At 38.0% G+C, this 20157-nt stretch carries 15 protein-coding genes; 9 read left to right on the top strand and 6 right to left on the bottom strand.

Features of this window, described 5'->3' with window-relative positions; genetic code table 11:
• Window positions 1–108: 108 nt before the first annotated feature.
• Together AC07YT_RS20350 and msrA are read right to left on the bottom strand one after the other, a co-directional pair.
• Window positions 109–459, bottom strand: a complete 351-nt coding sequence (locus tag AC07YT_RS20350) for a VOC family protein (RefSeq protein ID WP_086547779.1) — start codon at window positions 457–459, stop codon at window positions 109–111.
• A 73-nt stretch (window positions 460–532) separates the two neighbouring features.
• On the bottom strand, window positions 533–1132 hold the full coding sequence (msrA, locus tag AC07YT_RS20345; RefSeq protein ID WP_494945499.1) for a peptide-methionine (S)-S-oxide reductase MsrA: 600 nt from the start codon (window positions 1130–1132) through the stop codon (window positions 533–535).
• 353 nt (window positions 1133–1485) lie between these two features.
• Between msrA and AC07YT_RS20340 the strand changes: the two genes are divergently transcribed.
• Entirely contained in the window at window positions 1486–2448 is a 963-nt protein-coding gene (locus AC07YT_RS20340) for an isopenicillin N synthase family dioxygenase (protein WP_086547781.1), read from the top strand.
• A 134-nt stretch (window positions 2449–2582) separates the two neighbouring features.
• Here the strand turns inward: AC07YT_RS20340 and AC07YT_RS20335 are convergent, their stop codons facing one another.
• A complete protein-coding gene (locus AC07YT_RS20335) occupies window positions 2583–3830 on the bottom strand; it encodes a carboxypeptidase-like regulatory domain-containing protein (RefSeq protein ID WP_494945498.1) in 1248 nt (415 codons plus the stop codon).
• Window positions 3831–3994: 164 nt separating this feature from the next.
• Here AC07YT_RS20335 and AC07YT_RS20330 point away from each other — a divergent pair, with 164 nt between their 5' ends.
• Both AC07YT_RS20330 and AC07YT_RS20325 read left to right on the top strand, forming a co-directional pair.
• Window positions 3995–4837, top strand: coding sequence for a DUF6929 family protein (locus AC07YT_RS20330; RefSeq protein ID WP_086547783.1), 843 nt, complete (start codon window positions 3995–3997; stop codon window positions 4835–4837).
• Window positions 4838–4928: 91 nt separating this feature from the next.
• Entirely contained in the window at window positions 4929–6347 is a 1419-nt protein-coding gene (locus AC07YT_RS20325) for an FAD-binding protein (protein ID WP_086547784.1), read from the top strand.
• A 170-nt stretch (window positions 6348–6517) separates the two neighbouring features.
• Here AC07YT_RS20325 and AC07YT_RS20320 read toward each other — a convergent pair whose 3' ends face one another.
• The 3 genes from AC07YT_RS20320 to AC07YT_RS20310 all read right to left on the bottom strand — a co-directional run bounded on the left by AC07YT_RS20320 (window position 6518) and on the right by AC07YT_RS20310 (window position 10555).
• Window positions 6518–7042 carry a hypothetical protein gene (locus AC07YT_RS20320; RefSeq protein WP_086547785.1) on the bottom strand — a complete coding sequence of 175 codons (525 nt, stop codon included), beginning with the start codon at window positions 7040–7042 and terminating at the stop codon, window positions 6518–6520.
• A 74-nt stretch (window positions 7043–7116) separates the two neighbouring features.
• The gene (locus AC07YT_RS20315; protein WP_086547786.1) at window positions 7117–8934 is read right to left on the bottom strand and encodes a serine hydrolase domain-containing protein; all 1818 of its coding nucleotides are present in this window, start codon (window positions 8932–8934) and stop codon (window positions 7117–7119) included.
• The gene (locus AC07YT_RS20310; protein WP_086547787.1) at window positions 8921–10555 is read right to left on the bottom strand and encodes an amidohydrolase; all 1635 of its coding nucleotides are present in this window, start codon (window positions 10553–10555) and stop codon (window positions 8921–8923) included. Before AC07YT_RS20310 ends, AC07YT_RS20315 begins: the two co-directional genes overlap by 14 nt.
• Window positions 10556–11183: 628 nt before the next feature.
• Here AC07YT_RS20310 and mutL point away from each other — a divergent pair.
• From mutL to AC07YT_RS20280, 6 genes are all read left to right on the top strand, one after another.
• Window positions 11184–13022 (top strand): DNA mismatch repair endonuclease MutL, encoded by a 1839-nt coding sequence (gene mutL / locus AC07YT_RS20305; protein ID WP_086547788.1) that lies wholly within the window; start codon window positions 11184–11186, stop codon window positions 13020–13022.
• Window positions 13023–13336: 314 nt separating this feature from the next.
• On the top strand, window positions 13337–14068 hold the full coding sequence (locus tag AC07YT_RS20300) for a rhomboid family intramembrane serine protease (RefSeq protein ID WP_086547789.1): 732 nt from the start codon (window positions 13337–13339) through the stop codon (window positions 14066–14068).
• Complete coding sequence (locus tag AC07YT_RS20295) at window positions 14061–14915, top strand: rhomboid family protein (RefSeq protein ID WP_086547790.1); 855 nt, start codon at window positions 14061–14063, stop codon at window positions 14913–14915. Before AC07YT_RS20300 ends, AC07YT_RS20295 begins: the two co-directional genes overlap by 8 nt.
• Window positions 14915–16027 (top strand): endonuclease/exonuclease/phosphatase family protein, encoded by a 1113-nt coding sequence (locus AC07YT_RS20290; protein WP_086547791.1) that lies wholly within the window; start codon window positions 14915–14917, stop codon window positions 16025–16027. The genes AC07YT_RS20295 and AC07YT_RS20290 overlap by 1 nt, the downstream gene beginning before the upstream one ends.
• A 159-nt stretch (window positions 16028–16186) precedes the next feature.
• Window positions 16187–16819, top strand: a complete 633-nt coding sequence (locus tag AC07YT_RS20285; RefSeq protein WP_086547792.1) for a nitroreductase family protein — start codon at window positions 16187–16189, stop codon at window positions 16817–16819.
• 460 nt (window positions 16820–17279) lie between these two features.
• Complete coding sequence (locus tag AC07YT_RS20280; RefSeq protein ID WP_494945497.1) at window positions 17280–20006, top strand: carboxypeptidase regulatory-like domain-containing protein; 2727 nt, start codon at window positions 17280–17282, stop codon at window positions 20004–20006.
• Window positions 20007–20157: the final 151 nt, after the last annotated feature.

Below are 20157 nucleotides of genomic sequence, written 5' to 3'. Positions count from 1 at the left end.
TTATTGTATTAAGATTCCCAATCGAGTTGGGAATGACGATATCCAGAGAGGTATCACCTACTTAAAATTACCTATGCATTTATTGACCTTTAGGCAATAAATTAGATCTCAGTAGTGACTTAAAATATTAACCAATTTACCAAATGGATCTCGGGTATAGAATCGCCTGACGCCCCATGGCTCATCAGCCGGACCGTATTCGACAGGAAACCCGGCGGCCTTAACCTTCTTCAAGATATCATCAACATTTTCAACTTCAATGGATAGATCTGGTGTTGGGGTACCTGATCCACCTTCAGCGGCAAAACTGATCTGTACATCCATTTTTTGGCCAGCAGCGCCATAGGTTGCAATCCAGCCGTGATCCATCATTAAATCCAGCCCCAATACATCCTTGTAAAAACTTGCTGCTTCTGCAATTTTTTGAGTATCGATATTAAGCACTATTCTTTTTACCATAAACAGAAGTTTAAATTCCTAAGATAACAAAAAGCCCTGCAATGTTTATTGCAGGGCTAGTCAACCACGCTTATCAGTTTTTAAGCTTCGCTTTAAATATCTTTTCCAGTTTCTCTATTTTTGGCTGGATCACCAACCTGCAATACGGTTCACTTCCATTTTTATTGAAATAATTCTGGTGATAATTTTCGGCGACATAAAAAGGTTTGGCCGCTTCTATAGCGGTTACCACTTTCTTGCCATAGGCATTGGTTTTATTCAATTCTGCCTTGTATTTTTCGGCCAAAGCTTTTTGTTCTGCTGAATGGTAAAAAACTACCGAGCGATATTGTGTACCACTATCTGCCCCCTGGCGGTTTAATGTAGTTGGGTCATGGCTTTTCCAAAAAACTTCTAACAAGTCATCATAAGAAATCACCAGTGGATTGTAGGTTATTTCTAAAACTTCTGCATGACCGGTAGCACCGGTGCATACTTCTTCGTAAGTTGGATTGGTTAATGTACCGCCTTCGTAACCCGATTTTACCGACACGACACCTTTTAACCGCTGAAATATAGCTTCGGTGCACCAAAAGCAGCCCATACCGAAAGTAGCCTTTTCCGTCTTTTTCCCTTGTGCATTAGCCTGGTTAAGGGCCAGTACTGCTAACAGAACTAAAATTATTTTTCTCATTTTGTGTTTATTTATTTTTACCTGTAATGAGGCTATCATGATTTTTTTGCTCTATTACTTGCAAAATGCAAATCATGATGGTTTCATGTGTGTTTTTATTTTATTAGTCGCAAATACCCCATTTACCTTACAGCTTGTTTATGTTATTTCCATTTAATTATACGAAATTAAATAAACTGTAGTTTGCATTTAAATTATAATGGATTTAGTGTGACAATCGAATATCACCTGGATTTTGCAATTTTGTTAATAACTTAAAAACCTGTATATTAATTCATTAAATACTTAAGATCCAGCCGAAATGCAGTTATTAACAATTCTTTTTAAATTCGTATAACATTAAATATAAAATTATGTCTACACCGTATATTCCTTGTTTAGATTTAGGCTCTTACATCAATGGTTCAGCAGAAGACCGCAAAAAGTTTTCGGATGAATTGGGCCGTGCATTTAACGATTCGGGTTTTGTTACCATCACCAACCATGGTTTAAGTCAGGAATTAATTGATAAACTTTACGAAAACATTAAAGCGGCCTTTTCGTTACCTGTTGAAACCAAAAGGAAATACGAGAAACCAGAATTGGCAGGCCAGCGCGGTTATACCAGTGCCGGTAAAGAAACCGCTAAAGGCGCTAAAACTCCAGATTTAAAAGAATTCTGGCAAATCGGACAGGAAGTAACTGATGGCGATCCGGTTAAAAATGAATACCCTGATAACGAAATTTTGGAGGAATTACCTGAATTTAACCAGGTAACCGGCGACATTTATAAAAAACTGGAAGAAAACGGAACACATTTATTACGTGCCATTGCAACCTATTTAGAATTACCCATCAATTATTTCGACAAACATGTTCATAACGGAAATTCGATTTTGAGAGGCATCCACTACTTCCCGATCGAAAATCCTGAAACCATTCCTGATGATGCAGTTCGTGCAGGCGCACATGAAGACATTAACCTAATCACCTTGTTAATCGGTGCCAGTGCAGATGGTTTAGAAGTATTAACCCGCAGTAATGAGTGGTTACCAATTAAAGCACACCATACCGATATTGTAGTGAATGTGGGCGATATGTTACAGCGTTTAACCAACAATAAATTAAAATCGACGACACACAGGGTGGTAAACCCTCCTCGTGAACTAATGAAAACTTCACGCTTTTCGGTTCCATTTTTCTTACATCCACGTAGCGATATGGACTTAACCAGTTTACCATCAACCATTGATGCTGAACATCCTAAAGCTTATAGCGATATGACCGCAGGAGAATATTTAGATGAAAGATTAAGAGAAATTGGATTGAAAAAGTAGTTGGGCTTGGGAGTTCTCAGTTTGGAGTTCTGGCAAATCACAAATAGAAAATTTAAAGGCATCGGTTAAAAAACCGGTGCTTTTTTGTTATTTAGATTTATACGTAACAAATCTTTATTCCCTACCAATATTGATTAAGGTTCATAATCGTCAGGTAACAAAGTTGAAATCCCATAAATAGATGAAAAAAAACCAGTGAGCCTAAGCCCTTTTGAAATCCCGTTAACTTTAGGGTTAATGATTACTTCTTTACGTTTTAATTCAACAATCGATTTATTAACTTCATATATATTTTTATCCCTATGGTCCTGAAATTTGTTAGGATACAGGTTATTTTTCACAGAACGATATATGTCAGCATCTATCGGTTTTGTGAAAGTTACTGACAGTAGTGTATCTTTTGTTTTAAATATGGTATTTCCGCTGCTATTTACCGTTTTAAAATCATCGGAATTAAGCAAATTAATTGATAGCGTTTCAAAGTTATCAGGCTCATTGAAAATTTTTTTATAATAGGCAGAAGAATCGCCAAGCGCTGTGCTGTTTTTATTAACAATAAATTCGCTTTTCCTTGCATAATCTAATTGCGCTATAATTTTCAATACCCTTGCTTTCTCAGTATTCTTGCTTCGAGTAATACTACGCACTTCAAAACCTTCCGTACTGATGGTGTTACTATAAACCGATCTAAGAAAATGAATCATAGAGCCATAGTAAGATGCATTTCTTAATTTCGTCTTCTTATCTGACAATTCTTTATCGTTTAATTCCCTAAAAAAAGATTTTCCGACAAGGCTCCTTCCTAAGGATGAAAGTTCAAAATTTTGCAAATCATATTCGACAATATATCCTAAGGCTTTATTTAAAATAACGATCGGTCTCTTAGCAACGGCCTTCATCCCACGAGTTTCCTTGATATACCTCAACTCAATATCTTCTTTATTCTGTATGACACATTGATCTGAATATGGTGTTACCCCTAAAAAACCGTCTTTAAATTTCTGCCAGTTTTTTGGATTTCTTGAATCCAGAACAATATAATCAGCACCTATTTTAACTTCATCAAGCTCTTGTGTTTTCTGTTTTAACTTAAAATCGAGTTTTAATGGCAATTGAGATGAAGAAAATGAATAAGATATTGTTTCATATCCAACAAATGTAATCACAAGTTCCTGCGTGCCTAAAGGGATATTATCAAACGAAAAAAAACCTTCCTCATTTGACATACGACCAATTGTGGTATTGTTAATATAGATATTTGCTCCCGCAACTGCCTTACCGCTATCATTATCAATTATTTTTCCAGAAAGCATATTTTGCGCCAACAAAACTTGGGGTAGAAAAATTAATAAAAATAAAATAGTCTTTTTAGGCAAAATCATATGTAATATTATTTGTGTAATCTTACACATTTTTCGCTTAATTTACCCCAAATAATTTGGCTTTCTGGTCATATGCTTTCAGAAATCTCTAACAGAACCTAACGAAAGTTTAGGGGTTAAAATGGGTTGAGAAGAGCTAATTTGCTTTTTTTATTTATCATAATATGTATACAACACGATTAGATATCTTCGCCAAAATTGAGGGAATTGGCTCTGCCTCAGGGTTATTCGCAAGTGGAAATTTGCTTTACATTATAGGCGATAACAGTGCTTATTTAAATGCATACAACATTAAAACCAAACAGCTTCGCAAGATCCAGGTATTATTTAACACAGGACTAAAGCAGCTGGAAAACATTCCTAAATCATTAAAACCCGATTTCGAAATCCTTTGTCAGCACGATGATAAATTATACCTTTTAGGTTCTGGTTCAACTCCAAAAAGAAACCTGATGATCGAATTCGACCTGAAAACTCAAAAAGTTATTCAGAAAGACCTGACCGAAACCTACACCAGACTTAAAGCTATTGCTGAAATAGATGATCAGAATTTGAACCTCGAAGGGGCAATTTTTACGGGTAAGGAGTGGCTGCTTTTTAACCGTGGCAACGGGATCAATGCAAAGAATGGCATATTTAAAATCCCTGGAGCAGATTTAACCGACACCAACCAAATTAAATTTAACAGTTTTAAACTCCCCAATATTGATCATGTGGAATCATCTTTTACGGATGCAACACGGGTTAAAAATGAAATATTTTTCATTGCTACTGCTGAAGACACCAAATCGACTTATGCCGATGGCGAAATTCTGGGCAGTTTTGTTGGCAGTATTAACCTGCCAACCTTAAAGTTAAACTTTAGCAATAAAATCTCTGATCAACATAAATTCGAAGGCATTACTTTATTAAGCCAGGACGAGCATAACACCACTTTTCTCTTATGTGAAGACCGTGATACGGAGGAGCTTAAAACAGTAATTTATAAGTTGGTAATCAATTTTTAGGTGAAAGAGTTGTCAACTTTCTGGCAGATTGGCTATTAAAGTTAACACCTCTTTCATTTGTTTATAAACATAGAAAAAACACCTGACTACCATGAAACGTACAGCTCTCAGCATTTTTCTAATTCTCATCTCTTTACTTTTTGCTTGTCATACTGATCAACCAGTTGCACAAAAAAACACAGTAAACGATGTTACACAACTAAATCCTATAAAAGTTGCTAAAATAATTACGCCACAAACTTCCGCTGAAATTATTAAAGCAGTTAAAACCCAGAATGGACCGATCTGCATAGGGGGAGGCCAATTTAGTCAAGGTGGGCAAACGGCCACAGAAAATGCTTTGCAAATTGATATGAGAAAGTTAAATCGAATATTAAGTTTCTCAAAAGAAAGAAAGGAAATTACAGTTCAGGCAGGAATAAGATGGCGTGAAATAATTCAGTTTATAGATCACTATGATTTATCGGTTAAAATTATGCAGACTTACGCAAATTTCACGGTTGGCGGTTCGCTCAGTGTTAATGTTCATGGCCGTTATGTTGGACAGGGACCAGTAATTTTATCAGTTAAAAGTTTTAAGATTGTTTTAGCTGACGGAAGTTTCATCACCGCAAGTCCAACGGTTAATAGCAAGGTTTTTTATGCAGCTATAGGTGGCTACGGCGGAATTGGCGTAATCACCGAAGTAACCTTATTACTAACAGAGAATTATAAAATTCAGCGAAAAGACACTTTGATGGATATCGCTGCTTACAAGCAGTTTTTCTTTTCTACCATTAGAAATAAGCCTCAATTTGTATTTCATAATGCAGATATATATCCCAATAATTACACCAAAGTTAGGGCGGTTACTTATACCAAAACCGAAAAGAAATTAACTGTAACCGAGCGCTTAAAACCAAACGACAAAAACTTTGGGCTGAAAAGATTTGCAATGAAAGTTGTAGCCAGTTCTGATTTTGGAAAGTGGCTAAGACAACACCTGATAGACCCCATACATTATACAGGTAAAGTTGTTGAGTGGAGAAATTATGAAGCTACCTACGATGTAAAGGATCTAGAACCCAATTCAAGAAAAAAAGCAACCTATGTTTTACAAGAATATTTTACACCAATAAATCATTTTGAGTCCTTTTATCCAAAGATGGTCAAAGTGCTAAAAGATAATGATGTAAATGTAATCAATATTTCAGTAAGGCATGCGAATAAGGATTCTGGATCGTACCTCGCCTGGGCTAAGGAAGAAGTTTTTGCATTCGTAATTTATTATAAGCAGGAAGTATCTGATGCAGAAAAAGTAAAAGTAACCAAATGGACAAGAGCTTTGATTGATGCATCTTTATCTGAAAAGGGCACCTACTATCTTCCCTACCAAATACAGGCTACTCAATCACAGTTTTCAAAAGGCTATCCGAATGCAGAAGCATTTTTTAAACTAAAGAAAAAATACGACCCAGACTATAAATTTAGAAATAAACTTTTTGATGCTTATTATAGACCTAAAGATTAACGATTTAAAAAGGGCGGGCCATTTGAATCAGCTAAATTGTTATGACCTCTCAATTAAACCCTGAAATCTATCTTTATGCCCTCCATTTCTTAATGGTCAATTTTTAAAATCAATTGCTTTATTGTTTGACCACCTAAGTCACCTGAGAACATTAAAGTTGACAAACCCTATTAATTTTTCAGCAAACTCCGTACAGAAACCTGTGGTGTTTCACCCGCAGGTACTATAAAAATGGCGTCATTTTCTATCGCTTGCCCTTCATCGAAATAATAACCTGCGGTAACCGGCATTATCGCGCTGATCATTTTTCCGTCTTTATCTTTGGTATAATAGGTAACGTTTATTAAATGGCTTTTCATACCAACCTGAACCTTTTTAGAAGTTAACCTTGCTCCTGTTGCGTTAATGCAATCCAGCTCAATAATTTTTGAATTGCCGATGGCTGATAAATCCAGCGAACTGGCCAAACGGATGTTAAAAGATTTGCCTGTATTGTTTTTCACAGAAGCCAAAACTTTATAGCGGTCGAAATCCTGATCTTTTATGGTTAACTTTTCCTTATTTACAACGGTATAGGTTACCGCAATTCCATTTAAATTTACAGTTTCTCCGTCTTTAATCTGCTGTGCATTTACGGTTGTTTTAAGTCCCAAAAAAAGCAGCAAAAAAGCTATAGTTTTGATACATTTTATCATCAGTATTCTGTTTTAGGTTTAGGTACTGAAATTACAAATAATAATTAAATCTGCTCCATCCTTACTATAACATTCTATTTCTTCGACTCGTCAATAGCTTTGTTTACTACATCCTCAATCCTGCCTCTAATTTTTAAGTTCGATAACTTATCGGTAACGGTGGGATTAACACGGTTTGATAAAAACACATATACCAAACCTCTTGATGGATCGACCCAAACGCAGGTTCCGGTATAACCTGTATGACCATAAGTTTGAGGAGAAGCCAGCTCTGAAGGATAATGTTTGGTCGTATCCGGATCCCAGCGATCGAAACCTAAACCCCTGCGGCTTACATTCGATTGTTTCGACGTAAACATATCTACCGTTGAATTTTTGAAATATGTTACACCACCATAAGTACCGCGGTTTAAAAGCATCTGATAAATAATAGCCAGATCGTTAGCACTGGCAAATAAACCGGCATGACCAGATACACCACCGGCCAAAGCTGCGCCCTGATCATGAACATAACCCACTAGCAAAGTTTTTCTGAAATACTTATCATCTTCTGTCGGTATGATCTGCTCCGGTTTAAAACGGTTACGTGGTAAAAAACCTGCGGTTTGCATACCCAATGGCTTATAAAAGTTTTCGTAGGTATATTGGTTTAAAGGTTCTTCGCTAATGTGTTCAACAATATCTTTCATCACATACATGCTGATATCGCTGTACACATATTTACCACGGGTTTTAATCGGCGAATTGAGCATCTTTGGCCACATAAAGTCTTTGAAAAAGCCTTTTTTGATATAATAGTTATCGGCCACTTTGGTTGGATAAGCCGCAGATGAATCCCTGCTGTAATCGCCTGTTTTTACATAATCATGAAAAGGAATGTAAGGGATAAAACCTGCCTGGTGCAACATCACTTCACGCACCTGAATATTGTTCATGGGTGTAGTACGCGCTTTCGGGATATAAGCGCCAATATTGGTATCCAGTTTCAGCTTTCCTTCTTCAAACAAACGCATTACCGCAGGGGTAGTTGCGGTTACCTTGGTTACCGAAGCCAGATCGAAAATATCGGTTACCTGATCAGGCACATGGGTATCGTAGGTATGGGTACCGTAAGCTTTATTAAAGATGACTTTACCATCTTTGGCAACCAAGACCACCAGTCCGGGTGTTGCTTTTTGCGCTATCGCTTCGGCAGCAATAGCATCAATCTCTTTTAAGTTATTCGAATTTAAACCCGCATCTTCAGGCACGGTGTATTTTAAGCGGGTGGCGGTTGTTGTAAAACCCAAGCCCATGGTATAACGCGCCGAGTAAGCTGTAGTTAATTTATTTGAAGCGGCAATTCCACCAAAAATATACTGCGGAACAATGGCTGCAGCATCCATATTGTTTTGACCTGTCCATACAATTGGCGATTTTAATAAATCGAATGATTTTAAACCAGGTCCGTTACCAAAAAAAGAAATGATTACCTGTTTATTTTTGCTGATACTGTTGATGAAATTGATGTATTTCGCTTTGCTTACATTTTGATCATCAATGGTAATTAGAATGGTATTAAAATATTTAAGATCATCTTCTAAATCGTTCAGGTTCACACTATCTTTATAAGAATCGGCAGAAAATGAAGTGATTTTACCATATTTATTGGCCAAACTATCGAACACGGTACTATAAGCAAAGCTCAGACTAACCGAAGCAATATTCTTTTTCTCCAATGATTTTAAAGGAATAATGCCCTCCTGATTGTTTAACAACACGGTTGTATTGGCTATGGCATTAGCAATAGCCAGTTTTTTCTCATTCGCTGTATGCTCCTGTGCGCAAGCCATTAAACATAAAATATTGCAGCAAAATGCTACAGCCAGGATACACAATCTATTTCGCTTCATATACTTTTTCTCCGTTCAGGTAGGTTTTTAAAACTTTGGTTTTTAATATGTTTTGTGGTGTTGATTTCAAAATATCGTGGTCGAGTATTACAAAATCGGCTAATTTGCCTTTCTCCAAACTGCCCTTTTCATGTTCTTCAAAATTGGCTTTTGCTGCCCAGATGGTCATTCCACGTAAAGCTTCTTCGGGTGTTAAGGCATTTTCCATCTGGAAGCCTCCTTTAGGGAAACCTTTTGCATCTTCTCTCACTGTTGCTGCATAAAACGTTAATAATGGATTAATGTTTTCGACCGGAAAATCGGTACCTAAAGGAATCCAACCATTTTGTTTTAATAATTGTTTGTACGCATAAGCACTTTTTAATCTTTCAGTACCTAAACGCTGTCCGGCCCAGTACATATCAGAAGTGGCATGCGTAGGCTGTACCGAAGGCACAATACTCGCCTTTCCAAAAAGATCAAAATCGTTCGCATTCACAACCTGGGCATGTTCAATCCGCCAGCGCTGATCGTTTTTGCCTTTTAAAATTTTATTGTAAATATTCAGGATTACCCGATTCGCCGAATCGCCAATGGCATGGGTGCACATCTGGAAATGATTGGCAGCAATTTTTGTGGCTACTTCTTCGAAATGTTTTTGATTGCTCAGCAAAAAACCCGTTTTATTGGGCATATCGCTATATGGATGCAACAGGCAAGCCCCGCGCGAACCTAAAGCACCGTCGGCATAAACTTTAAATGCCCGAACATTCAATCGGTCGGTTTTAATCGGCCCGCGGCTAAACAGGTATTTATAATTATCGGGTTCATCCGAAAGCATTACATAGAGCCGCATTTTGAGTTTATTCTCTTTCTGCAGTTTTTCGATAAAGTCGACCGCCAGATAACTTAAGCCGCAATCGTCAATGGTGGTTAAACCAGCAGCAAAGCAGTTTTTCTGCGCATCTATAAATATTTTTTCGGCTAGTTTAGCGTCTGGTGAAGGAATTTTACGTTCTACTAAAGCTACGGCATTATCAATTAAAACACCGGTGAGCTTTCCATTTTGGGTAAACATATCGCCACCTTCCAATTTCTGCTCGCCTTTAATACCGGCATCATCCAAGGCTTTTTGGTTGGCAATGGCCGCATGCCCATCGATACGGTTTAAGAATACCGGGCGATCTGGAAAAAGTGCCGTTAGTTTTTCATTTGTCGGGAAGGCTTTATTGTCCCAATCGTTTTGGTCCCAGCCATTACCGATTAACCAGCCATCGGGGTGCGTTTTAGCAAAATCAGTTAAGCGGGCAAGCACTTCATCCCAGGATTTTGTTTCCCTTAAATCGGCTGTTTGCAAACTTTGTCCATAGCCATAAAAATGGGCATGTGCATCTATAAAACCGGGATAAATAGCCTTACCGTCTGCATTAATTTCTTCTTTGCCCGCAAATCTGGCCCTGATATCCTCACTTTTACCCAACGCCAAAATTTTGCCCTCTTTTATAGCGAAAGCTTCAACCGTATCAAATGTATTGTTAACGGTATACACTTTTGCGTGATAGACAATTACATCAACTTTTTCCTTTTGGTTACAGGAGCTGAGCAGCAGAACAAAAAAAAGGCTGTATAAAATGGATTTCATATCGATAAAGATAGAAAATTGAAAGCATTTGGATTTGTAAATTCGGTTTTACAGAGGGTAGAATTTTTTGGCTCGGAAACACAGAATGCATGGATTTTATTTTCTTGGTTTCTTGCCACAGAAGCACCGAAAGTACAGCTTTCGTTCTCTTATTTTTTTTGCCACGGAAACACGGAAAGCATGGATTTTTAATTTACGCCTTGGCCTGTGCTTCACAGACAACCTCAATAACAACATTTTTGCGTAATAGATCCTGAAACAAGTTCAGGAGGACGACTCTTCGTAACCTGGATGATTGATTACTGCGTTTGTAATGACTGGCTCAAGTGAAATAAACCCGATGGAAGCGGTTCCGATCCTTCATCGGAATTAGCGGACAGCGGGACTACCCGAACCGACTGGCACCGGAACCTGCTTTTCAAAAAAAGAAAATAAGAAACTGAAGTATAAGCAATTAATTCGTTCTCAAACAGATTCTTTACGGCACTCCGCATGACAACTCAAGAAAAACAAGCCTGCCAGGCAATTAATTCTATTTAGCTACAGTCATTTACATGTTGAGTTTTAAACAAATCGGGTTCTTTAAGCTTATTTTGCATAATTTAGCGAATTCACTTTGCCATAATACATGACTGATATTATTCACTTATTGCCTGATGCTGTTGCCAATCAAATTGCTGCCGGAGAAGTTGTTCAACGACCTGCCTCAGCGGTAAAGGAATTGCTCGAAAATTCGATAGATGCCGGCGCAGATAAAATTCAACTGGTAGTAAAAGATGCCGGTAAGGCACTGATTCAGATTATAGATAACGGCTGTGGAATGAGCGTTACCGATGCCAGAATGTGTTTCGAACGCCACGCCACCTCGAAAGTAAAAAAAGCAGAAGATTTATTTGCCATCCGCACTATGGGTTTCCGTGGTGAGGCCATGGCTTCTATTGCGGCCATTTCGCAGGTAGAAATGAAAACCCGCAGGCATGAAGACGAAATTGGTACCTGCATTTCAATAGAAGGTGCACAGGTAACCAATCAGGAACCCGTAGCTACTTCCCCGGGAACACAGATTTCGATTAAAAACCTATTTTTTAATACGCCAGCCAGAAGAAACTTTCTTAAAAGTAATCCGGTTGAAATGCGCCATATTCTGGATGAATTTCAACGGGTAGCCCTGGCACATCCGGGGGTGTTTTTTAGTCTGCACCATGATGGAACCGAGATTTTTAACCTGCCAAAAGGCAATTTAAAACAGCGCATTGTCCACCTTTTTGGCAATAATTATAACGAACGTTTGGTTCCTGTTGAAGAGGAAACGACCATTATTAACCTAAAAGGATATATTGGCAAGCCTGCTTTTGCAAAGAAAACCAGGGGCGAACAGTTCTTTTTTGTGAATAACCGCTTCATTAAAGATCCTTATTTGAACCATGCGGTAAGCTCTGCTTTTGAAGAGTTACTGCCTGATGATAGTTATCCACTCTATGTACTGTTTATTGAGATCGATCCGTCGAAAATCGATGTAAACGTACATCCTACTAAAACAGAGATTAAATATCTGGACGAAAAGTCGATTTATGCCATCATGAAATCGGCCGTAAAACGTTCCATTGGCCGGTATAACATTGCACCAACCTTAGATTTTGATCAGGAAACTGGCTTTAGCAATATGATTACCCATAAAGCGGTTGAAGATATTGTACCACCGAGCATTAATTTTAATCCAGATTTTAATCCTTTTGCCAGCGATAGCAGTTCTACATCTGGTTATGCTACTTCACCGAGAAATTATGAAGCCAAACCAAGTGCTAAAAACTGGGGCTCGCTTTACGAAATAACAGAACAGCCTATTGTAGAGCAAACCTCTATTTATGCGGATGAAACTGTTTTAGAAACCAAGCAAAAGCAGTACATGCAATTGCACAACCGTTATATTGTTTCGCAGATTAAGTCGGGATTAATGGTAATTGACCAGCAAATGGCACATGAGCGGATCCTTTACGAACGTTTTCTCGTACATCTGGATGACCGCAAAGGTGCATCGCAGCAGAGTTTATTTCCTCAAACCATTACACTTAATGCCAACGATTTTGAACTGGCTAAAAGTTTACTGGATGATATAAAAAGTTTAGGCTTTGATGTACGGGAATTTGGGAAAAATACGTTGGTAGTAGAAGGTGTTCCTGTTGACCTGGGCAGCAGTAACATTAACGAAACACAGTTATTTGAACAATTGATTGAGGGCTTTAAAAACTCACAACAAGAATTAAAACTAAGCAAACGCGACAGCCTTGCCAGGAGTTTAGCAAAAAACAGTGCCATTAAAGCAGGAACGAGCCTTGGCCAGGAAGAAATGAATACCTTGATTGATGAACTTTTTGCCTGTAAAACGCCTAACTTTAGCGTGAGTGGTAAACCGATTATCCAAACCATTACTTTGGCAGAACTGGATAAAAAGTTTGAGAAAGGTTAGAAAGGTCGGAGGTCCGGAGTCGGAGGTCGGAAGACTAAGAGAAAAAGTCGGAGGTCAGGGGTCCGAAGACCGAAGATTGATTGGCATAGCAGAAGTTGAAGCCAACTAAACAGTTAACCAGCTTAAACAATTAACCAGGTTAAGCGTTTGGAGTTGGGCGTTTGGAGTATTAAGCTGGAATTCAGGAGAAGTCTGGTGATTAACGGTCATACAAAACTTAGATGCCCTTAGGTTTCTGAGGTGGTAAAAAAATTTGGAGTTAGGCGTTTAGCGTCGATTAACCCTTTTAAAAAATAACCGATTTTTAAAATTAAATGAATAACATATATATTCCACCAGTAGTAAAAAACCTACTGATTATTAACATCTTATTTTTCGTGGCTAGCTACCTGCTAACAACGCTCCACCTTGATGATCGGTTAGCAGTATATTATTTTGATTCTCCGAAGTTTGAGTTATGGCAGCCGATTAGCTATATGTTTATGCACGGTGGCATAGCACACATCTTTTTTAACATGTTTGCATTGTATTCCTTTGGAAGTTTGTTAGAATCGAGATGGGGAGGCAAAAAATTTATTATCTTTTATTTTATTACCGGATTAGGAGCACTTGCATTACAATGGGCCGTACAAGCTTACGAAGTACACCAGATTATCGGTAGTGCCACTAATAACGGAAAGATAAATCTTACCGCATTATTTCAGGGAGAGTTTAATACACAACAACTTTCAATGGCACAGGCGGTTACGTTACGCAGCATTTATTTCGGCGGCATGGTTGGTGCCTCTGGTGCTATTTTTGGTTTACTGGTGGCCTTTGGCATGCTTTATCCAAATGCCGAGCTGCTAATTATGTTTATTCCGGTTCCGGTAAAAGCAAAATATATTATACCAATTTATATTTTAGTAGAGTTATCTTTGGGTGTTGCCCAGTTTGAGGGCGATTCTATTGCCCATTATGCCCACCTTGGGGGCGCTTTAATTGGCTTTATACTGGTTAAAATATGGAAAGACAAAAACGATACATTTTATACACTCTATGAATAATACTTTCAAAGATTTAAAATACAAGGTTTTTCAATCGGGCAACCCATTGTTCTTTTACATTGGGATTAATGTAATGTTGTTTTTAATTATCGCTGTTTTTGGTGTATTTAGCAAGCTAAGTGGCCAAGGTAACACAGTTGATTTATTTGTAAGCGATTATTTAGGTTTACCTGCCAGTATTTCAAAATTACCTGAGCGATTTTATACCATATTTACCTATATGTTTATTCATGACGGGATTCTTCATATCCTGTTCAATATGCTTGGTTTATTCTGGTTCGGTAACATCTTCATGAATTTCTTAAAAAGCCGTCAGTTTCATTTTGTTTACCTGGCGGGTGGTTTATTTGGAGGTTTATTTGCTGTTGCCGCATTAAATATATTTCCGCTTTATGCCAGCGGATTAGCAGGCGTAACCATTGTAGGGGCATCTGCCGCAGTAATGGCCATTATTTTTGCCGCAGCAACGCTGGTACCGAATTACACCATCATGTTGCTTTTCTTTGGTGAGGTTAAAATTAAGTGGATTGCCATTGTCTATTTCATCCTCGATTTTATTGCCATCGGATCAGTAAATGCAGGTGGAAGTTTAGCCCATATTGGTGGTGCACTTTTAGGATTCACCTTTATTAAAAGTTTGCAAAGCGGAAGAGACTGGAGCAAAATTTTTGAGCGCAAACCAAAACTAAAAGTAGTTCGGAATGAGAAACCGGTTAAAAAACCTGAATTTAAAGGCGGTGTTTCTCAGCAGGAAATAGATGCCATTTTAGATAAAATATCAACCTCAGGATACGATAAATTAACAGCGGTAGAAAAAGAAAAACTATTTAAGGCAAGTAAAGATTAATGGCCACAAAAAAGAAGAAATATAGTTTTATGGATAAACTCCTTTTGCCCATTGCTGTTGCATTGGCAATTGCGATGCTTTTGGGGGTTCTCGCCGGTAATATGGATCCAAGAGCGCACACCATTATTGCTTTTTTCGGACTGGCCTACCCTTTTGTTTTATTCGCTAATATTATCTTTCTGGTTTGGTGGCTTTTAAGCAAAAAATGGGTTTTCGCAATCGCCACCATTTTGATTATTGCGCTTGGTGCTAAAACGTTAAAGGCCACCTTTGCCATTGGAGGTGATGAAGGTGGCGCGGAAAAGGCAGAAAACAGCATCAGAATGATGACTTATAACGTGCATAGTTTTAAATTATATGGCCAGGACAATACCGAATCGGTAAAAGAAAAAATGCTTCAGGTGGTAAAAGATCAAAATCCAGATATTATCTGTTTTCAGGAATTTTTTACCCGTTATAAAGGCGCATTTGACACGGTTGACAGCTTAAAAGCACTTTTGAATACAAAATACTACTACTTCGTACCAACCAATAAAAATGATTACGAAGCCACTGGCTTAGCCATATTCTCTAAATTCCCGATTAAAGATTCTGGTAAAATCCCTTTTGTTGAAGGTTTGGCTGGTAACATGAGTATTTATACCGATTTAAACATTAAAGGAAAAACCCTGAGGGTTTATAATGTACATTTTCAGTCGATATCTTTCGAAAAACAGGATTACGAATACCTGGACAAAGTGAAGGAAATGAATACCGAACTCCAGCCATCTAAACGGATTTTAAGAATGCTGAAAAGTGCTTTTTTAAAACGTAGCGGTCAGGTAGATATTATGAAGAAGGAGATGGCCACCTGTAAAACGCCTTACCTCATTGCAGGCGATTTTAACGATACGCCAGCATCTTACGTGGTTACTCAAATTACTGCCGGATTAAACAACAGCTTTATTAAAAAGGGAAACGGGTTTGGCAAAACCTATAATGGCAAATTCCCTAATTTTCAGATCGATTATATTGCCACCTCTAAAGAACTGGAGGTATTAAATTACAAAATTACCCAGGCCAAATTATCCGACCACTTCCCGGTACGCAGCGATTTGAGGTTTGTACCTTAATTTCTATTAAATATTCCCGTTGACTGAAGTCAACGGCTAAGAAAAATCCCTCTTAGCCAACCGAGACCAGGCAAAAAATTTTCTTACCATACATCAACATTAGACTTACCGCTTATCTGCATATTTGCCCTATAAAATTTAAAAAAAACATTCAAAAATATGAGCTTAATAGATGCCCTAAACTGGCGTTATGCCGTTAAGAAAATGAACGGTCAACCTGTTGAACAAGAAAAGGTTGATAAAATTATTGCTGCAGCACATTTGGCACCAACATCATCAGGTTTACAGCCGTTTAAAGTTATCGTGGTAACCAACCAGGAGTTGAAAGAGAAAATTGCGCCGATTGCTTTTAACCAGTCGCAGGTGATCGATTCTTCTCACCTATTGATTTTTGCCGCTAACGAAAACTACACAGAAGAAGGTATTGATGCCGTTTTCAGCAGAATGAATGCGGAGCGTGGCTTACCAGAAAGCGGAACTGATGCATACAAAGCGCAGTTAAAAGGTATGATCTTATCCAGAACTGCAGAAGAAAACTTTAACCACGCAGCCCGTCAGGCTTATATCGGTTTCGGTATTGCTATTGCAGAAGCCGCTTTGTTAAAAGTTGATGCTACTCCAATGGAGGGCTTTAATGGTCCGGCTTTAGATGAACTTTTAGGTTTAGATAAAAAAGGATTAAAAAGTGTTACCCTATTGCCTTTAGGGAACAGAGACGAAGCCGGCGACTGGCTGGTAAACCTTAAAAAGGTACGTTCACCTAAAGAAGAATTCTTAATCGAATTTAAATAACAGGCAAACAACATCATAATTTGAAACCAGCCGCTAAAATAGCGGCCGGTTTTGTTTTAGAACATATTTTGATGACGGCTTCCAATGTATCGTCCTGCTGAACTTATTTCAGCATCCTTATCGGTTGTTTCAAGATCCTGAAACGAGTTCAGGACGACGGTATGCAGAGTATTAAAGAGACCCGCATTTGTAATGTGGCTATCAACTATTTTCGTGGCGATAAAATCGCCCTTCTCCTCCCATCCTCGTTACAAGCGAGGACGATGATAGCGAGAACCACATCTGTAATGTGGCTATCAACCATTTCGTGGTAGTAAAATCGCTCTTCCTCCTCATCTTCGTTACAAACGAGAACAATGAACATTGGAATTTTTGTAAAAAAATGTTAAACATCATCACATTTTATGTGCTCTATTTATAATTGGATATATTTACGGGCTTAGCATTTAATATCCAATCCATGAAGATTTTTAGATTATCGTTTATAATACTTTCACTTTTATCAGCACTAAGTTTTTCTTCTTCGGCCCAAACCGATACCATCAGCATAAACAGCATCATTACCAAAACGAATAAGGTATTGAGCGATTATCCTGCTGAAAAGATTTATCTTCATTTTGACAAACCATATTACGCGGTAGCCGATACCGTTTGGTTTAAAGCCTACGTTACCGAAAACCAGAATTTCTTATCTGCAATTAGTAAAATCATTTATGTGGATGTGATTAACCAGAAAGATTCGCTTATCCAAACCTTAAAATTACCCATTACAGGTGGTTTTGCCTATGGCAGTTTCCCTTTAGATCAGATCAACTATAAACAAGGAAATTACCACATCAGGGCGTATACCTTATGGATGCTTAACACTGAAGATCCGGCTTATTTTAACAAGACTTTTTATGTGGGAGAAGCAATAGACAAGGAAGTAAAAACCCATATCACTTATAAAAACACCTCTACCGATAAGTTAGAAAAAATTGATGCACGCGTACAATTTAAAGATGCCAACAATAAACCTTATGCCAATAAAAATGTAAGCTGGCAAGTGGTAACGAGTTATACGGTTATTGCCAAAGGAAGGGGCACCACAGATGCCAGCGGTTATTTAACAATAGCCATGAGCAATGCACAAAAGGCAGAATATCAATTACAAAAAGGCGAACTGATTACCAGCATTAATACCACCGATAAAGATGTGGCCAACAGTAGCTTTCAGCTTAAAAACGCGATTGTAAGCAAAGATTTTCAATTTTTTCCCGAAGGGGGAAGTTTAATTGCCGGCCTAAGCAACAAAGTAGCCTTTAAAGCCATTAAAAGTGATGGTTTAGGCATTAACTCAAAAGGCACGGTAACTGATAATGATGGCAAAACTGTAGCTACTTTTACTGCGCAGCATTTAGGAATGGGCAGTTTCAGCTTATTGGCGGAAGCCGGAAAAACCTACAAAGCGGCAGTTACCTATGCCGACGGTACCACTCAAAATTATAATTTGCCTGCAGTTGCTGCAAATGGCGTTGCGGTAAATATAGATAACAGCAGTGCAGATAATATAGCCATAAAAATTGCAGCAAATGATGCTTTCTTTGAGCAAAATCAAGGTAAAAAGCTTTATTTAATTGCGCAGAGTAAAGGTGTTATCTGCTATGGGGCACAAACCGCATTATCAAATAAAGAATACAATACCACCGTACTTAAATCTAAATTCCCAAATGGAATTGCCCAATTTACCCTGTTTAATGAATTTGGTAAACCACTAAGTGAGCGATTGGTGTTTGTTCAGCATAAAAACACAATGGCAGTAGCCTTAACCAGTGCTGCCACCACCTACGGAATTAAGAAAAAGGTTAAAATAAATGTGGCGGCTAAAAAAGATGGCGCCCCGGTAGAAGGTAGCTTCTCGGTAGCTGTTGTAGATGAGTCGAAGGTTCCATCAAACGAAGATGCTACCAGTACCATATTAACAGGACTATTATTAAGCAGCGATGTTAAAGGTTATATCGAAAAAGCAAATTATTACTTTAATGCACCCGATGCGAAGAAAAATGCAGATTTAGATGTATTGTTGCTTACCCAGGGCTATCGCAGTTTTAAATACACTGATATTATTGCCAATAAATTACCTAAAATAGATTTCTTACCCGAACAAGGCATCGAAATTTCGGGTATTTTAAGACAGAATAACGGCATTCCGGTTAGAAAAGGAGCATTGTTATTATCCATTCCCGACAAACGTTTTAATTTAGAAGCGACCACAGATCCTGTAGGGAATTTTAAATTCCAAAACCTGATGTTTAATGACTCATCTAAAGTTACCATTACGGCTAAGTATAATGTAAACTATAAAAACATGACCTTAAGCTTAAATGGTGCGCCAGTGCCTACACTAACCAGAAACTTTAGTGCAGCTGAGGAGGTTTTAAATATTGATAGTGCGCTAACCAGTTATTTAGATAACAGCAAAAGACAATACGCTTATTTACATACTTTGAAAGACGTAAATATTAAAGCGGCAGTAATTCCGAAAGTCAGCCATAAAGATTACCCGGCCTTAAGCGGACTGAGCCAAATGGCCGACCATGAAGTGAGCGGCGATAGACTAAAAGGTTGTGGCTTACTGATTAACTGTTTACAGGGCATGTTACCGGGTGTAACCTTTGTAGATAATAATTTTTATGTGACGAGAGATTATAACCAGGGTAAAAAGATCCCCATGGGAATTTTTATTAACGGAATGAATGTTGACGTAAACCAGATTAATACTTTAGATGCTAACCAGCTCGAATCTGTTGAAGTGTTCTTAAGAGATGATTTAGGCCTGGTTAACCGTGCAAATAATGTAAACGGGGTAATTGTATTCAATCAAAAGAAAGCGCCTAAAGGCACTAAAATATCTAAAGCACAGCTGATGGATATGTTACCAAAATACTATGAGCTAACCTTTTCACCACAGGGTTACAACAAAGAAAAACAATTCTATTCTCCAAAATATGATGTGCCTGCCAGCACGAACCGCAACGATTTAAGAACCACCATTTATTGGAATCCAAAAGTTGTTACTGATGCAACCGGTAATGCTTCGTTCGAATATTATAACGCAGATGGTAAAGGCCAGTATAAAGTAATTATTGAAGGTATAGATGCCAACGGAAACTTAGGAAGATCGGTATTTAAGTATCTGGTTAAGTAGAGGGGTAATGGGAAATGTAAGATGGATGATGGAGTAAAACATGATGCCAATGGCTGAAATGGAAAATGTAAGATGGATAATGGAGTAAAAAGATGATGCTTATGGCTTAATAATGGAAAATGTAAGATGGATGATGGAATTTTAGCTATCG

The sequence above is a fragment of the Pedobacter sp. GW460-11-11-14-TSB4 genome (assembly GCF_059423705.1).
The sequence above is the reverse complement of the archived record's forward strand: the minus strand, read 5'-3'. Positions and strand labels throughout refer to the sequence as shown.

What these genes read in the sequence shown, in the direction of transcription:
- AC07YT_RS20350 (WP_086547779.1), bottom strand. Translation starts at nt 459, where the DNA reads ATGGTAAAAAGAATAGTGCTTAATATCGATACTCAAAAAATTGCAGAA.
- msrA (WP_494945499.1), bottom strand. Translation starts at nt 1,132, where the DNA reads ATGAGAAAAATAATTTTAGTTCTGTTAGCAGTACTGGCCCTTAACCAG.
- AC07YT_RS20340 (WP_086547781.1), top strand. Translation starts at nt 1,486, where the DNA reads ATGTCTACACCGTATATTCCTTGTTTAGATTTAGGCTCTTACATCAAT.
- AC07YT_RS20335 (WP_494945498.1), bottom strand. Translation starts at nt 3,830, where the DNA reads ATGATTTTGCCTAAAAAGACTATTTTATTTTTATTAATTTTTCTACCC.
- AC07YT_RS20330 (WP_086547783.1), top strand. Translation starts at nt 3,995, where the DNA reads ATGTATACAACACGATTAGATATCTTCGCCAAAATTGAGGGAATTGGC.
- AC07YT_RS20325 (WP_086547784.1), top strand. Translation starts at nt 4,929, where the DNA reads ATGAAACGTACAGCTCTCAGCATTTTTCTAATTCTCATCTCTTTACTT.
- AC07YT_RS20320 (WP_086547785.1), bottom strand. Translation starts at nt 7,042, where the DNA reads ATGATAAAATGTATCAAAACTATAGCTTTTTTGCTGCTTTTTTTGGGA.
- AC07YT_RS20315 (WP_086547786.1), bottom strand. Translation starts at nt 8,934, where the DNA reads ATGAAGCGAAATAGATTGTGTATCCTGGCTGTAGCATTTTGCTGCAAT.
- AC07YT_RS20310 (WP_086547787.1), bottom strand. Translation starts at nt 10,555, where the DNA reads ATGAAATCCATTTTATACAGCCTTTTTTTTGTTCTGCTGCTCAGCTCC.
- mutL (WP_086547788.1), top strand. Translation starts at nt 11,184, where the DNA reads ATGACTGATATTATTCACTTATTGCCTGATGCTGTTGCCAATCAAATT.
- AC07YT_RS20300 (WP_086547789.1), top strand. Translation starts at nt 13,337, where the DNA reads ATGAATAACATATATATTCCACCAGTAGTAAAAAACCTACTGATTATT.
- AC07YT_RS20295 (WP_086547790.1), top strand. Translation starts at nt 14,061, where the DNA reads ATGAATAATACTTTCAAAGATTTAAAATACAAGGTTTTTCAATCGGGC.
- AC07YT_RS20290 (WP_086547791.1), top strand. Translation starts at nt 14,915, where the DNA reads ATGGCCACAAAAAAGAAGAAATATAGTTTTATGGATAAACTCCTTTTG.
- AC07YT_RS20285 (WP_086547792.1), top strand. Translation starts at nt 16,187, where the DNA reads ATGAGCTTAATAGATGCCCTAAACTGGCGTTATGCCGTTAAGAAAATG.
- AC07YT_RS20280 (WP_494945497.1), top strand. Translation starts at nt 17,280, where the DNA reads ATGAAGATTTTTAGATTATCGTTTATAATACTTTCACTTTTATCAGCA.